Below are 14402 nucleotides of genomic sequence, written 5' to 3'. Positions count from 1 at the left end.
GAAGTTCACGGGTTGGTGCGGTTGACAGTTTCATAGTGTTTCGGTGGTCATAGCGTGAGGGAAACGCCCGGTTACATTCCGAACCCGGAAGCTAAGCCTCACAGCGCCGATGGTACTGCAGGGGGGACCCTGTGGGAGAGTAGGACGCCGCCGAACAATCATTCAGAAAAGCCCCTGATCCCTTCGGATCAGGGGCTTTTCGCATTTCCGTTGACGTATCGTCAGGGCATGGACGATCAGACAGCGGTCATTGCGAGCAACGTGCTCCGCCCCGAGCAGCGCGACGGCGCCCTGCGTGTTCTGGCGGAGGCCCAGGCGGTCGACGGCCGAGCCGCGGTCTCCGAGCAGGGCCGGCTGCGGCTGCGGAACGCCGAGACTCCCCGGCCGGGCGTCACCCACCTCATCGTGACCGAGGCCGAGACCACGGGTGCGAGTGCGAGCGCCACCGTGGTCGGCTACGGCCAGGTGGAGGTGCCGGAGGCCGTGACGGCGAACCCGGCGGCCGAGCTGCTGGTCGACCCGGCCGCCCGCGGCCGCGGCCTGGCCCGCCCGCTGGTGGACGCCGTCCTGGAGCAGGCCCACCTGGTCGGCCGGGACGCGGTGGACTTCTGGGTGCACGGCGGTCACCCGGCGGCCCGGCACCTGGCCGGGGCCTACGGCGCCGAGCTGGTCCGGGAGCTGCGGCAGATGCGCCGCACCGGTCCGCAGACCGAGGCCGTGGCCGTCCCCGAGGGGATCGAGCTCCGCACCTTCCGTCCGGGTGAGGACGACGCCGAGTGGCTGCGGCTGAATGCCCTGGCCTTCTCCCACCACCCGGAGCAGGGTTCCTGGACGCAGCAGGACCTGGCGGAGCGGATCGCCGAGCCCTGGTTCGACCCGGCCGGCTTCTTCCTCGCGACCCGGGGCGGCAAGGTCGTCGGCTTCCACTGGACCAAGGTGCACCCGGCCACCGCCACCGAGCCGGAGCTCGGCGAGGTGTACGTCGTCGGGGTGGACCCGGCCGAGCAGGGCAGCGGCCTCGGCCGCGCGCTGACCGCCGCCGGCCTACGTCACCTGACCGGGTCAGGGGCCGGTGAGCGTGGACTGGAGACGGTCCTCCTCTACGTCGACGCCGACAACCCGGCGGCCGTCCGGGTCTACGAGCGACTGGGATTCACCGTCCACGAGGTGGATCTGATGTACCGCGCCCGGTACCAGGCGGACCGAGCAGCAGACCGTGCAGCAGACCGGGCGACGGACCGGGCGGCCGACCGCTAGACCCACGCCCGGTCCCGCGCCGCAGGCGGCCCGGTGGTAACGGAGCGGTCGCGGGCAGGGGGCGGCGAGGCCCGCCACCCCTTGCTCCGACCGACTCAGCTTTCCTCCTGGCCATGCGGTGTTTACCGTGGATTCAATTGCTGCCGCGAAGATCACAGGATGAAGTCCGTAGTGTCTCGCTCGTGCAGAGTCGACCGCCATTCTCCGGCCGGTCCTGTACGGACCGCGCCCGGTGGGTGGGTGCTGTCCCCGGGGGCGACCCGGGGCGAGGACGACGGCCCGCAGAGCCATTCGTGTCCGGACGCCGTCCTGCTGGAGGAGCTGGAACCCATGAGCATCCCCCGCCCCGTCCCTGCCCCGCTGCCGCCCACGGCGCGGATGTCCAGTGCGCTGGGCGTCCCGCCGGAGCTGCCGGCCACGGACGAGCAGGAGTTCGAAGCACTGCCGCAGGGCCGCTTCCTGGACCGTGAGCGGAGTTGGCTCGCGTTCAACGAACGCGTCCTGGAGCTGGCCGAGGACCCGGGGATCCCGCTGCTGGAGCGGGCGAAGTTCCTGGCGATCTTCGCGAGCAACCTGGACGAGTTCTTCATGGTCCGGGTCGCCGGCCTCAAGCGCCGGATCGCCACCGGCGTGGCCCAGCGCAGCGCGTCCGGCCTCCAGCCGCGTGAGGTGCTGGACCTGATCTGGACCCGCTCCCGTGAGCTGATGGCCCGTCATGCCGCGGCCTTCCAGCAGGAGGTGCTGCCGGACCTCGCCGCCGAGGGCATCGAGGTGGTCCGCTGGCCGGAGCTGGCCGAGAAGGAGCAGGCCCGGCTGCACACCCTGTTCCGGCAGAGGATCTTCCCGGTGCTGACCCCGCTGGCGGTCGACCCGGCGCACCCCTTCCCCTACATATCGGGGCTGTCGCTCAACCTCGCCGTGGTGGTCCGCAACCCGGTGTCCGGCCACAAGCACTTCGCCCGGGTGAAGGTGCCGCAGTCGCTGGCCCGCTTCCTGGAGGCCTCGCCCCAGCGGTACGTCCCGCTGGAGGACGTCATGGGCGCGCACCTGGAGGAGCTCTTCCCGGGGATGGAGGTGCTGGCCCACCACGCCTTCCGGGTCACTCGCAACGAGGACCTGGAGGTGGAGGAGGACGACACCGAGAACATCCTCAAGGCCCTGGAGAAGGAGCTGATGCGGCGGCGCTTCGGCCCGCCGGTCCGGCTGGAGGTCGAGGAGTCGATCGACCCCTACATCCTGGACCTGCTGGTGCGGGAGCTGAACATCACCGAGGCGGAGGTCTTCCCGCTGCCCGGTCCGCTGGACCTGACCGGTCTGTTCGGCATCGCCGAGCTGGACCGGCCGGAGCTCAAGTACCCGAAGTTCGTGGCCGGTACGGCCCGCGGGCTGACCGACGTCGAGTCCGCCTCGCAGCCGGACATCTTCGTCGCGATGCGCGAGCGCGACGTGCTGCTGCACCACCCGTACGACAGCTTCTCCACCTCGGTGCAGGCCTTCCTGGAGCAGGCCGCCGCCGACCCGGACGTGCTGGCGATCAAGCAGACCCTGTACCGCACCTCCGGCGACTCGCCGATCGTGGACGCGCTGATCGACGCCGCCGAGTCCGGCAAGCAGGTGCTGGTGCTGGTCGAGATCAAGGCGCGCTTCGACGAGCAGGCCAACATCAAGTGGGCGCGCAAGCTGGAGGAGGCCGGCTGCCACGTGGTCTACGGCCTGGTCGGGCTCAAGACCCACTGCAAGCTGTCGCTGGTGGTCCGCGAGGAGGGCGACACCCTGCGCCGCTACTCGCACGTCGGTACCGGCAACTACCACCCGAAGACCGCCCGGCTGTACGAGGACCTCGGCCTGCTCACCTCCGACCCGCAGGTCGGCGCGGACCTCTCGGACCTCTTCAACCGGCTGTCCGGCTACTCGCGCCGGGAGTCCTACCGCCGGCTGCTGACCGCCCCGCGCGGCCTGCGCGACGGGCTGGTCTCCCGGATCCACAACGAGATCGCCCACCACCGGGCCGGCCGGCCCGCGTACGTGAAGATCAAGGTCAACTCGATCGTCGACGAGGCCCTGATCGACGCGCTCTACCGGGCCTCGCAGGCCGGGGTTCCGGTGGACGTCTGGGTCCGCGGCATCTGCGCGATCCGGCCGGGGGTGCCGGGGCTGAGCGAGAACATCCGGGTGCGCAGCATCCTGGGGCGCTTCCTGGAGCACTCCCGGGTCTTCGTGTTCGGCAACAACGGCGATCCCGAAGTGTGGATCGGCAGCGCCGACATGATGCACCGCAACCTGGACCGCCGGATCGAGGCGCTGCTCAGGATCACCGATCCGGCGCACCGTGCCGAGCTGTCCGGGCTGATCGACCTCGGGGTGTCGGACGAGACCGAGTCCTGGCACCTGGGCCCGGACGGTGCCTGGGAGCGCCGTTCGCAGGACGCCGAGGGCAAGCCGTTGCGGCACGTCCAGGACCTGCTCATCGATTCGCGCCAGCGCCGCCGGGCCGCCACCTCGCGCTGACGCGTCCACTGATGCGAGCCGCCGGAGCAGTCGGGGCCCCCGGGGCCCCGGGGGGAGCTGCTCCGGCGGTCGGCCACCAGCCCCGGGGAAGGGCCCCGGGGGAACGGGGATCTACCACGCCATGACCGAAGCGCCGATGACGGCCCAGGCGGCCTCCACAGCGACCGCCGGGGACATCCTTTCCCGCCAACTCACCGCCCAGGCGGGCGCGTTCCTGCGCGCCCTGCCGCTCGCGGTGGGCGAGGTCGGCGCCAGACCGGGGTCGGCCGCGGCCGTTCCGGCGAGCGGCACCGCCGACCTGCTGCGGGCCGTGCGGCGGGTCGGCGGGCTGCTGCACACCTTCGGGGCCGTGTTCGAGCAGTCCTGGGCGCAGGAGTCGCGCACCGAACTGCGCTGGCTGCTGAACCTGTTGGCGCTGGAGCCCGGTTACGTCCGCCGCTCGGCCCGGCTGCTGGGCGCGGTGGACTCGCTGAGCGGTACCGACCCCGAGGGGACGGGCATGCTGGCCGGGCACGCGGGCGCCCCCAAGGCGCGGGCGCTGCTGGACCGGCAGCTGACCCTGGCCCGGACCAGGGCGCACTCCACGGTGCTCCAGGAGCTCCGCTCGGCCCGGCTGCACGCGCTGGCGGACCGGATGACCCTGCTGGTCGGCGAGGCGCCGCTGCTGGAGGCGGCCGGCGGCCGGGCGTCGGCGGTGCTGCGGCCGCAGGCGGCGGCCGCGTTCACCGCGCTGTCGGTGAGCGCCCAGCAGCTGCCGCTCCACCGGGCCGCGACCCCGTACGGCGGGGACGGGCTGCGCCGGCTGGGCGCGGTGCCGGCGGCGCGCGGGGCGGCGGACGCGGACTCCGCGCTGGCGGCCGACGACGCGCCCTGGTCGCGGCTGCGGATCCTGGTGAAGCGGGCCCGGTACGCGCTGGAGGTGTGCGCCCGGCCGTCCGCCGAGCTGGACGAGCTGGACGCGGTGCTGGCCCGGCACCAGGAGGCCGCGGACGCCGCGGTGACCGCCGCGACGGCGGCGCGCACCCCGCGGATCACCCCCGCGACCGCCTACGTGCTGGGCGTGGTGCATGCTGATCAACGACTGGAGGTCGAGGCGGCGCGGTACGCCTTCGGCCGCCGGTGGCCCGAGCTCCCGCCGTCCCCGGACGGCTGGCTGGAGCTCCCCCCTGCCGAGGGCCGGGGGCATTCCCCCGCACCACGGACGGCTTGAATTGCACGATCGCCTGCGCACCGGGCGGGCAGCGGACCCGACGGTGGGACCGGCCGTGAACCCGGCGGCGGCCCGCGCCGCGGGCCCGGCGGCCGCACCGGCCCGCGGCCCGGTGGTCCTGGCGGCGGGCGCGGTGCTCTGGCTGCCCGGCCGGCCGAAGCCCAGCGGTCGGCTGGGGCGGCCGCGGATCGCGGTGATCCACCGCCCGAAGTACGACGACTGGAGCCTGCCGAAGGGCAAGCTCGACCCGGGGGAGGGCGTGGTCGAGGCGGCGCTGCGCGAGGTGCGGGAGGAGACCGGCTTCGACTGCCTGCTCGGTCCGGAGCTGCCCGTCCAGCACTACCTGGCCCAGGGCCGTCCGAAGGAGGTCCGGTACTGGGCCGCGGTGCCGACCGTCGGGGCCTTCCGGTCCAACCGTGAGGTCGACCGCCTGGACTGGCTGCCCGCGGGCAAGGCCCGGGCGCGGCTGACCCATGACCGCGACCGGTTGCTGATCGATGCGCTGCTGGTGATCCTGGGTGCGAAGCCCGTACGGACGGGCGGGTCGGGGCCGGTGGAGGAACGGCGGAAGTGATCTCCCCGCGCCCGCGCCGTGACGCAACCGTTACTACGTGACGTAGTTTCCTGTCATCCGTTCGAGGTTCACTTTCCGTTCACTTGCGACCGGCTGTCGTGTCACTTACCCGGCCTAACTTCGGGACTACCGGCGGGCCGAACGGGCCCCGGACCACAGCAAAACCCATGCTCAGCCGTACTCCTGCGGCCTGCGCAGCGGGCAATGCCACAGAAAGGGACACCCCTGTGAAGCTCCAGCGGAACGGCCGCTCCAAGGCCCTCGCCATCGGTGCCATGGCGCTCGTCAGCTCGCTGTCGCTCGCTGCCTGCGGGTCGGACGACAACAACAAGACGGCGTCCAGCGGTTCCAGCGGCTCCTCCGCGGCCGGTGCCGCGGTCAACTGTGGCAAGGCCGGCACGCTCCTGGGCGCCGGTTCGACCGCGCAGGCCCCGGCGATCGACGTGTGGAAGACCAACTTCGGCGCCGCCTGCTCCGGCACCACGGTGAACTACAGCGGCGGCGGCTCCGGTGCCGGTGTCCAGCAGTTCACCCAGGGCAAGGTCGCCTTCGCCGGCACCGACTTCGCCCTCAAGCCGGCCGACGTCGACGCCTCCAAGGCCGTCTGCACCGGCGGCAAGGCGATCGACCTGCCGATGGTGGCCGGCCTGGTCTCGCTGGTCTACAACGTCGAGAACGTCGACAACCTGGTCCTGGACGGCCCGACCGCCGCCAAGATCTTCGACTCGCAGATCACCAAGTGGAACGACCCGGCCATCGCCGCCCTGAACCCGGGCGCCAAGCTGCCGGACGCCGAGATCCAGAGCTTCCACCGCTCCGACGACTCCGGCACCACCTTCAACCTGACCTCCTACTTCGCCAAGACCGGTGGCGGCGCCTGGAGCGCCGAGCCGAACAAGGCGTGGAAGGGCAAGGGCGGCCAGTCCGCGAACGGCAGCGCCGGTGTGTCGGCCCAGATCAAGCAGGTCAAGAACTCGATCGGCTACGCCGAGCTGTCCTACGCCCAGACCAACAACCTGAAGAGCGCCCAGATCGCCACCGGTGCCGCCAAGCCGGTCGAGGCGACCGCCGCCAACGCCGCGCTCACCATCGCCTCCTCCACCGTCACGGGCACCGACGGCGACCTCGCCCTCTCCCTGGACTACGGCACCAAGGCCGACAACGCCTACCCGATCGTCCTGGTGACCTACGAGATCGCCTGCGACAAGGGCAACAAGGCCGAGACGCTGGACACCCTCAAGTCCTTCCTGAACTACACCATCAGCGACGCCGCCCAGAAGTCGATCGGCGACAAGGGCTACGTCCCGATGCCGGCCGCGATCGGCGACAAGGTGAAGGCCGCGGTCGGCACCCTCGCCTGACCCGACAGGACCCCCGGTGGGACGGCCCCGTGAGCGAGGGGGGCCGGGGCCGTCCCGCCGGAACGCACCAACCCAGCACCAACGTCCGGGGCACCGCCGCCATGGTGCCGACCCCCTACCGGGGCGGCACCACCAGACCGGAGTAGACCAATGACTTCATCCTCCCCTGCCGCCCCGCGAGGCAGGGAACGCCGACAGCGCGACAGCCGCGTCGGCGACAAGATCTTCATGAACCTCGCCCGCGGTGCGGGCATCCTGCTGCTGGTCATCATGGCCGCGATCGCCGGCTTCCTGGCCTGGCGCTCGGTCGTGGCCCTCGGCAACAACGACGGCAACTTCCTCACCACCTTCGAGTGGACGCCGGACGCCCCGAAGCCGGTCTTCGGCATCGCCGTCCTGGCCTTCGGCACGATCGTCAGCGCCGTGATCGCGATGGCGATCGCCGTCCCGGTGGCCATCGGGATCGCGCTGTTCATCTCGCACTACGCGCCGCGCCGGATCGCCCAGCCGTTCGCCTACCTGGTCGACCTGCTCGCCGCCGTCCCCAGCATCGTCTACGGCCTCTGGGGCGCGCTGTTCCTCGTCCCGCACATGGACGGGCTGACCAGCTGGCTCAACCAGTACCTGGGCTGGACGTACATCTTCGACCAGACCAGGACCGGCACCCCGCGCAACCTGTTCACCGTCGGCATCCTGCTGGCGATCATGATCCTGCCGATCATCACCGCGGTCTCCCGCGAGGTGTTCCGCCAGGTGCCGCGGATGCACGAGGAGGCGGCGCTCGCCCTCGGCGCGACCCGCTGGGAGATGATCCGCACCGCGGTGCTGCCGTTCGGCCGCCCCGGCATCATCTCGGCCTCGATGCTCGGCCTCGGCCGGGCGCTCGGCGAGACCATCGCGGTCGCGGTGGTGCTCTCCGCCAACAGCGTCCTGTCGCTGCACATCCTGGACGCCGGCGGCGGCACCTTCGCGCAGAACATCGCGCTGAAGTTCGCCGAGGCCGGCAACAACGGCCGCGACGCCCTGATGGCCTCCGGCCTCGTCCTGTTCGTGATCACCCTGCTGGTGAACGGTGCCGCGCGACTGATCATCGCCCGCCGCAAGGAGTACTCGGGGGCCAACGCATGACCACCGTCACCGTCCCCGAGGACGCCCGGCCGCAGGTCGGCCCGAAGCTCACCGCCAACCGGCTGCCCAAGTGGACCCCGCCCGTCGTCGCCGTCGGCTCGATCGCGGTCGGCTGCGGGATCGGCGCCGCCGCGGGCCTGGAGAGCCACCTCCAGTGGGGCCTGATCTCGGCCCTGCTGTTCCTGGCCGGCAGCTACCTGATCTCGGCCCAGGTCGAGGGCCGCCGGCAGGCCAAGGACCGCTTCGCCACCTCGGTGGTCTGGGTCGCCTTCATCCTGGCCGTCGTCCCGCTGGCCTCGCTGACCGTCTACACGGTCCAGCAGGGCATCGGCGTGGTGAACGGGAACTTCCTGAGCCACTCGATGAAGGGCGTGATCCAGAGCGGCCCCGGCGGCGGCATCTACCACGCGCTGCTCGGCACCCTCCAGCAGGTCGGCCTGGCCACCGTGATGGCCGCCCCGCTCGGTCTGCTGACCGCCGTCTACCTGGTGGAGTACGGCCGCGGCCGGCTCGCCAAGGCGGTCACCTTCTTCGTCGACGTCATGACGGGCGTCCCGTCGATCGTCGCCGGTCTGTTCATCCTCTCGCTCTGGAACCTCGCCCTGGGGTTCAGCTACTCCGGCTTCTCGGGCAGCCTCGCGCTGGCGATCCTGATGATCCCGGTCGTGGTCCGGTCGACCGAGGAGATGCTCAAGCTCGTCCCGAACGAGCTGCGCGAGGCCTCGTACGCCCTCGGTGTGCCGAAGTGGAAGACCGTCCTGCGGATCGTCCTCCCCACCGCGATCGGCGGCATCACCACCGGTGTGATGCTCGCGGTCGCCCGCATCACGGGCGAGACCGCCCCGGTGATGATGCTGGTGTTCGGCGCCGACTACATCAACAGCAACCCGTTCGACGGACCGCAGCAGTCCCTGCCGATGTACATCTGGCAGCAGTACTCGGTGGTCAACAACGACTTCGGCTACGCCCGCGCCTGGGGTGCCGCGCTGGTGCTGATCGCCTTCGTGATGGGGCTCAACCTCATCGCCCGGGGCATCGCACGCTGGCGCTCGCCCAAGGCCGGACACTGAGCGACCACTGACGTACGAAACAGCATTCATTAGCGGCCCTCCGGCCGCGGGCGAGAGAAGCAACGATCATGGCCAAGCGCATCGACGTCAGCGGACTGTCGGCCTACTACGGCACCACCAAGGCCATCGAGGACATCTCGATGAGCATCGAGCCCCGCTCGGTGACCGCCTTCATCGGCCCCTCCGGCTGCGGGAAGTCCACCTTCCTGCGCACCCTCAACCGGATGCACGAGGTGATCCCCGGCGCCCGGGTCGAGGGCAAGGTCCTCCTGGACGACGAGAACCTGTACGCCTCCAACGTCGACCCGGTCGCCGTGCGCCGCTCGATCGGCATGGTCTTCCAGCGCCCGAACCCGTTCCCGACCATGTCGATCTACGACAACGTGGTCGCCGGGCTCAAGCTCGCCGGCGTGCGGAAGAAGGCCGTCCTGGACGAGGTGGTGGAGCGCTCCTTGAAGGGCGCCAACCTCTGGAAGGAGGTCCACACCCGACTGAACAAGCCGGGCGCCGGCCTCTCCGGCGGTCAGCAGCAGCGCCTGTGCATCGCCCGCGCGATCGCGGTCGAGCCGCAGGTCCTGCTGATGGACGAGCCCTGCTCCGCGCTCGACCCGATCTCCACCCTCGCCATCGAGGACCTGATCGGCGAGTTGAAGTCGCAGTTCACCATCGTCATCGTGACCCACAACATGCAGCAGGCGGCCCGCGTCAGCGACCGCACCGCCTTCTTCAACCTGGCCGGCGTCGGCCAGCCGGGCAAGCTGATCGAGCTGGACGACACCCAGCGGATCTTCTCCAACCCGTCGGTGCAGGCGACCGAGGACTACATCTCCGGCCGCTTCGGCTAGACCGACCCCAGCTGTCCCGCGGTGCTGCATGGCGGTGCCGCCGCGGGACATGAAGAAGGGCCCGCCCCCGAGATGTGGGGGCGGGCCCTGTCAGTTGTCGGCCGGGGCGGAGCGTCGGCGGTCAGCCCCAGAAGAGGTGGACGAACCAGTACATCAGCGCTGCGACGACGGCGGCCGCCGGCATCGTGATGAACCAGCCGAGCACGATGTTCTTGGCGACGCCCCAGCGCACCGCGCGGATCCGCTTGGTGGCCCCCGCGCCCATGATCGCCGCGGTGATCACGTGGGTGGTGGAGATCGGCGCCTTGAAGACGAACGAGGTGATGTACATGATCACCGAGGAGGTGGCCTCGGCCGCGAAGCCCTGCGGCGGGTCCAGCTCGATGATCTTCCGGCCGAGGGTCCGCATGATCCGCCAGCCGCCCGCGTAGGTGCCCAGCGAGAGCATGGTCGCGCAGGAGATCTTCACCCAGACCGGGATGTCACCGGTGGTCTGGTGGCCGGAGATGGTGAGCGCCATGACCACGATGCCCATGGTCTTCTGGGCGTCCTGCAGACCGTGGGCCAGCGCCATCGCGGCGGCCGAGGCGGTCTGGGCGACCCGGAAGTTGCGCTTGGCCTTGTGCGGGTTGGCCCGGCGGAAGATCCACAGGATCGCCAGCATCACGATGAAGCCGCCGACCAGGCCGACCACCGGCGAGACGATCATCGGGACGACGATCTTGTCGATCACGCCGCTCCAGATCACCTCGGTGCCGCCGGCCAGGGCCGCACCCACCAGGCCGCCGAACAGCGCGTGCGAGGAGGAGGACGGCAGACCGAAGTACCAGGTGACCAGGTTCCAGGTGATCGCCCCGACCAGGGCCGCGAAGAGGATCGCCATCCCCTGGTTGCCGGTCGGCGTCTCGATGATCCCGCTGGAGACGGTGTGCGCCACCCCGCTGCCCAGGAAGGCACCGGCCAGGTTCATCACGGCGGCCATCGCGAGCGCGGCCCTCGGGGTCAGCGCCCGGGTGGAGACCGACGTGGCGATCGCGTTCGCCGAGTCGTGGAAGCCGTTGGTGTACGTGAAGAAGAACGCAACGCCGATGACGGCGATGAGTGCAGCCATGTCCACGAGGGTCAGGACTCCTTGACGGCGATGGTCTCCACCGTGTTGGCGACGTGCTCGAACGCGTCCGCCGCCTCCTCAAGGACGTCCACGACCTGCTTGAGCTTGAGGACCTCGATGGCGTCGTACTGACCGGAGAACAGGTGGGCGAGCAGCTTGCGGTGGATCTGGTCGGCCTGGTTCTCCAGCCGGTTGACCTCGATCCAGTACTCGGTCAGGTTCGACATGCTGCGCAGGTTGGGCATCGCCTCGGCGGTGAGCTCCGCGGCGCGCGCCAGCACCTCGATCTGCTGCTCGACGCCCTTCGGCAGGGTCTGGATGTCGTAGAGGACGACCAGGTCGACGGCCTCCTCCATGAAGTCCATGATGTCGTCCAGCGACGAGGCGAGGCTGTAGATGTCCTCGCGGTCGAAGGGCGTGATGAAGGAGGAGTTCAGCTGGTGGAAGACGGCATGGGTGGTGTCGTCCCCGGCGTGCTCGGCGGCGCGCATGCGCTCGACGATCTCCGCGCGGGCCGACACGTCTGATCCCAGCAGTTCGAGCAGGAGCTTCGATCCGACGACGAGGTTCTCCGCGGCGGCGGCGAACATGTCGTAGAAACTCGTCTCCTTCGGGGTCAGGCTAAAACGCACGGAATTCTCCGATGTGCGGGGTACGGACTGAACGATGCTAGGTGCAACCGAGCGCGATCGCGCAAACGGGGTGGTGACCTGGGAGGCGGAACCTCCCCTTCCGTTCGGCTGCCGCACGGGCTGTCCCGGACCGCGCCGCCAGGTGCGGACGCAAGGACTCAGTCTGACGGAACCTCGACGCGTTTGCCCCGTCCCGCGTGCGGAAGACCGGGGCGCCGCTCAGACGGGTTAACCCCGCCGCGACCCCGACCAGGCCGTTCGGCACATGCCGGGTGGGCCGTCGGAACACCACGCGGGGCCCCGGTGTTGGACACTGGAGGCCGACGCAGCCACCAGGCACCCAGACGAAGGCGGGCCGATGACCACGACGCAAGCGCGCACCGAGCCGGACCACGCGCCCGGGACCGGCCCCGGGGCCGACACCCCCGCCGCCGAGGGTCACGGCGCCGCGGACCACGGCGACGCGGACCACGGCGGGCACGGCCCGCACGGCCCGCACGGCTACAGCGCGCAGAAGGACGCCCACCTCAAGCGGCTGCGCCGGATCGAGGGCCAGATCCGCGGCCTCCAGCGGATGGTGGACGAGGACGTCTACTGCATCGACGTGCTCACCCAGGTCTCGGCCGGCACCAAGGCCCTGCAGTCCTTCGCGCTCTCCCTGCTGGAGGAGCACCTGCGGCACTGCGTCGCCGCGGCCGCCGAACAGGGCGGCGCCGAGCTGGACGCCAAGGTCGCGGAGGCCTCGGCCGCGATCGGCCGACTGCTGCGCAGTTGACCCCCGGGGGCCGTCAGCCCTCGCCCTCCCGCTCGGTCCGGGCCGGGTCCACCCGGTCCAGCAGCACCTCGTCGATCCGCTCGGTCGGCAGCCGGTCACCGGCGCTGGCCGTCGCGGCGATCATCAGCTCGCCGGCCAGCTCGATCTCGTCGAGGGCCGCGTCGTCGTGGCCGCCGCTGCGGCCGCCCGTGGACGACACCACCTGCACCACCCCTTCAGTGCCTCGCCAGCCCGGGCGGCAGCCACCCGACGTCCAGCCTAGGCACTCCGGGGCCCGTCCACATGGCACGGACGGGCCATCTCGGCGCCGCCGAAACGGGTGACCGTCGCTCCCCGGACGGCCACCCGCGCCGGCGGCGCCCCGTTCCGCCCCGGCGCCGGGGCGCTACTTCGGGCTCTCCGTCGGCTTCATCTGGTAGATGTCCGAGGCCGGCGGCTCGGCCGCCTCGACCGGCTTGCCGAAGTCCGACAGGGCGGTGGTCGACGTGACCTTCACCTGGTCCTTGGCCTCCTTCGAGCCGGCCACCCCGGCGAAGGTGAACACCTCCACCACCCTGTGCAGCCGCCCCTGGTCGTCCAGCCAGGCGTCGTACGGGACCTCCTTGACGGTGAAGGTCTGCCCGCCCATCCGCAGGCCGTCCCCGCCCCGGCCGCCGGTGGCGTCGGCCGCCTTGGCCAGGTCCAGGGTGCCGCGGTAGTGGTGCAGCGGGGTGCCGTCCACCGTCTCGGTGCCGACCAGGTCGGCCTTCTGCACCCCGCGCAGCGCCCCCGCCGCCGTGGCCGGATCGGTGGCGCCGCTGCTGACCAGGTTGCCGTCCGGCAGCTGGCGCACGTCCAGCTTCACCCACTTGCCCTCGGGCACCTTGGCACCGCTGTTCTGCAGGTAGACGGTGCCCGGCAGGACCACCTCGACGATCTTCCCGGTGGTCGCCGCCCCCGGCGGCACCTGGACCTCCAGCCGGCCGATCCGCTTCACGTAGTCGTAGCCGCCGGTGCCGGAGAAGGACGCCTTCTTGTCCGCGGACTCCGTGACCAGCTCGGTGGCCGCGTGCGCGGAGCCGGTGCGCCCGGTGATGTCCGCCGCGCCGCGCACCGCCGCCACCGGGTCGGCGGCCAGCTGGTCGGGCGCGTTCGACTGCTGGTCGGAGGAGCCGCCACCGGAGTGGGCCGAGCACCCGGCCGCCCCCGCGGCCAGCGCGGCGGCGAGCACGGCGGCGCCGGCCGCCGCGCGCAGGCGCGGCCCCGGACGGCGCGCCGGCCGCCCGGTTCGCTGCTGGTCGGTCATCTTCATCCTCGCGACAACCCCCTCGGGACCGACTGCCCCGCCGACTGCGGCACCGGCTGGGGCGCCGGGAGGGCAGAGCTCTTTCCGGGCAAACGAGTTGGCTCGCGAAGGGTTACGGGTCCGGCGGGAACCGGCGGGTGTCGCGTGAGGGTCGCCCGGCGCGTTACGGTGAATCCCGTGCACAGTGAGCTGCCGGTCGCCCCCGGCACCACCCCGATGCCAGAGCACCGCGTCGCGCTCAGCGAACGCGGTTCCTTCGCCTTCGCGACCTGCAGCTGCGGCTGGTACTCCGCCGCCCGCCGCTCCCGGGACCTGGCCCGCCGCGAGGGGGCCGACCACCTCGCCGAGTACGGGGCCGACGCACCCTAGGGGCGTCCGGACCCGTCCGGACCCGTCCGGACCCGTCCGGACCGTTCGGACCGTTCGGTGCGGCGGGGTACTCCGGGCCCTCAGGCCGCGAGGTCGGACTCCGGCGGCTGCTCCTCCCGGCGCACCGCTCCCCGCCCGCGGCGCCGGCCGCGCCGCTCGGTGCCCCGGCCGGGGGGGGGGGGGGGGGGGGGGGCGGGGGGGGGGGCGCGGGCCGCGCCCCCCCCGGGGGGGGAGGGGGGGGGGGTGCGGATCGCGCCCCAACGCACCGGAGAAGCGC

General features: G+C 71.6%; 14 protein-coding genes and 1 rRNA gene. 11 read left to right on the top strand and 4 right to left on the bottom strand.

Going from position 1 to position 14402, the window contains the following annotated elements; all coding sequences use genetic code 11:
* Window positions 1-39: 39 nt before the first annotated feature.
* The 9 genes from rrf to pstB all read left to right on the top strand — a co-directional run bounded on the left by rrf (window position 40) and on the right by pstB (window position 9953).
* Window positions 40-156 (top strand): 5S ribosomal RNA (rrf, locus tag ACFWXO_RS21515).
* A gap of 72 nt (window positions 157-228) precedes the next feature.
* Window positions 229-1257, top strand: a complete 1029-nt coding sequence (mshD, locus tag ACFWXO_RS21510) for a mycothiol synthase (RefSeq protein WP_380525380.1) — start codon at window positions 229-231, stop codon at window positions 1255-1257.
* A gap of 330 nt (window positions 1258-1587) precedes the next feature.
* Window positions 1588-3765 (top strand): RNA degradosome polyphosphate kinase, encoded by a 2178-nt coding sequence (locus ACFWXO_RS21505; protein ID WP_380525379.1) that lies wholly within the window; start codon window positions 1588-1590, stop codon window positions 3763-3765.
* A 121-nt stretch (window positions 3766-3886) separates the two neighbouring features.
* A complete protein-coding gene (locus ACFWXO_RS21500) occupies window positions 3887-4975 on the top strand; it encodes a CHAD domain-containing protein (protein ID WP_380407387.1) in 1089 nt (362 codons plus the stop codon).
* Between the two features lie 112 nt (window positions 4976-5087).
* Entirely contained in the window at window positions 5088-5549 is a 462-nt protein-coding gene (locus ACFWXO_RS21495) for an NUDIX hydrolase (protein WP_380525382.1), read from the top strand.
* 227 nt (window positions 5550-5776) lie between these two features.
* The gene (gene pstS, locus ACFWXO_RS21490) at window positions 5777-6910 is read left to right on the top strand and encodes a phosphate ABC transporter substrate-binding protein PstS (RefSeq protein WP_375888835.1); all 1134 of its coding nucleotides are present in this window, start codon (window positions 5777-5779) and stop codon (window positions 6908-6910) included.
* A gap of 150 nt (window positions 6911-7060) precedes the next feature.
* Window positions 7061-8038 (top strand): phosphate ABC transporter permease subunit PstC, encoded by a 978-nt coding sequence (pstC, locus tag ACFWXO_RS21485; protein ID WP_375888832.1) that lies wholly within the window; start codon window positions 7061-7063, stop codon window positions 8036-8038.
* Window positions 8035-9108 carry a phosphate ABC transporter permease PstA gene (gene pstA, locus ACFWXO_RS21480; RefSeq protein ID WP_380525378.1) on the top strand — a complete coding sequence of 358 codons (1074 nt, stop codon included), beginning with the start codon at window positions 8035-8037 and terminating at the stop codon, window positions 9106-9108. The genes pstC and pstA overlap by 4 nt, the downstream gene beginning before the upstream one ends.
* A 68-nt stretch (window positions 9109-9176) precedes the next feature.
* Entirely contained in the window at window positions 9177-9953 is a 777-nt protein-coding gene (gene pstB, locus ACFWXO_RS21475) for a phosphate ABC transporter ATP-binding protein PstB (RefSeq protein WP_375888826.1), read from the top strand.
* 121 nt (window positions 9954-10074) lie between these two features.
* On the opposite strand, the gene ACFWXO_RS21470 is transcribed toward pstB, so the two are convergent.
* Window positions 10075-11070: an anion permease gene (locus ACFWXO_RS21470; protein ID WP_375888824.1), complete on the bottom strand. Its 996-nt coding sequence runs from the start codon at window positions 11068-11070 to the stop codon at window positions 10075-10077.
* A 5-nt stretch (window positions 11071-11075) separates the two neighbouring features.
* Entirely contained in the window at window positions 11076-11696 is a 621-nt protein-coding gene (locus tag ACFWXO_RS21465) for a DUF47 family protein (protein WP_359914173.1), read from the bottom strand.
* A gap of 358 nt (window positions 11697-12054) precedes the next feature.
* Between ACFWXO_RS21465 and ACFWXO_RS21460 the strand changes: the two genes are divergently transcribed.
* A complete protein-coding gene (locus tag ACFWXO_RS21460) occupies window positions 12055-12471 on the top strand; it encodes a metal-sensitive transcriptional regulator (RefSeq protein ID WP_380525377.1) in 417 nt (138 codons plus the stop codon).
* Between the two features lie 13 nt (window positions 12472-12484).
* On the opposite strand, the gene ACFWXO_RS21455 is transcribed toward ACFWXO_RS21460, so the two are convergent.
* Both ACFWXO_RS21455 and ACFWXO_RS21450 read right to left on the bottom strand, forming a co-directional pair.
* Entirely contained in the window at window positions 12485-12673 is a 189-nt protein-coding gene (locus tag ACFWXO_RS21455) for a hypothetical protein (protein WP_375888817.1), read from the bottom strand.
* 183 nt (window positions 12674-12856) lie between these two features.
* Window positions 12857-13756, bottom strand: coding sequence for a hypothetical protein (locus ACFWXO_RS21450; protein ID WP_380525376.1), 900 nt, complete (start codon window positions 13754-13756; stop codon window positions 12857-12859).
* 177 nt (window positions 13757-13933) lie between these two features.
* Here ACFWXO_RS21450 and ACFWXO_RS21445 point away from each other — a divergent pair, with 177 nt between their 5' ends.
* Window positions 13934-14125: a hypothetical protein gene (locus ACFWXO_RS21445; protein ID WP_375888811.1), complete on the top strand. Its 192-nt coding sequence runs from the start codon at window positions 13934-13936 to the stop codon at window positions 14123-14125.
* The last annotated feature ends 277 nt before the right edge of the window (window positions 14126-14402 follow it).

The sequence above is a fragment of the Kitasatospora sp. NPDC059088 genome (assembly GCF_042738155.1).
In the GTDB taxonomy this organism is placed as follows: Bacteria; Actinomycetota; Actinomycetes; order Streptomycetales; family Streptomycetaceae; genus Kitasatospora.
This window is presented reverse-complemented; position numbering and strand designations above follow the sequence as displayed.

Coding starts and splice junctions, on each gene's coding strand:
- mshD (WP_380525380.1), top strand. CDS start 229: ATGGACGATCAGACAGCGGTCATTGCGAGCAACGTGCTCCGCCCCGAG.
- ACFWXO_RS21505 (WP_380525379.1), top strand. CDS start 1,588: ATGAGCATCCCCCGCCCCGTCCCTGCCCCGCTGCCGCCCACGGCGCGG.
- ACFWXO_RS21500 (WP_380407387.1), top strand. CDS start 3,887: ATGACCGAAGCGCCGATGACGGCCCAGGCGGCCTCCACAGCGACCGCC.
- pstC (WP_375888832.1), top strand. CDS start 7,061: ATGACTTCATCCTCCCCTGCCGCCCCGCGAGGCAGGGAACGCCGACAG.
- pstA (WP_380525378.1), top strand. CDS start 8,035: ATGACCACCGTCACCGTCCCCGAGGACGCCCGGCCGCAGGTCGGCCCG.
- pstB (WP_375888826.1), top strand. CDS start 9,177: ATGGCCAAGCGCATCGACGTCAGCGGACTGTCGGCCTACTACGGCACC.
- ACFWXO_RS21460 (WP_380525377.1), top strand. CDS start 12,055: ATGACCACGACGCAAGCGCGCACCGAGCCGGACCACGCGCCCGGGACC.
- ACFWXO_RS21450 (WP_380525376.1), bottom strand. CDS start 13,756: ATGACCGACCAGCAGCGAACCGGGCGGCCGGCGCGCCGTCCGGGGCCG.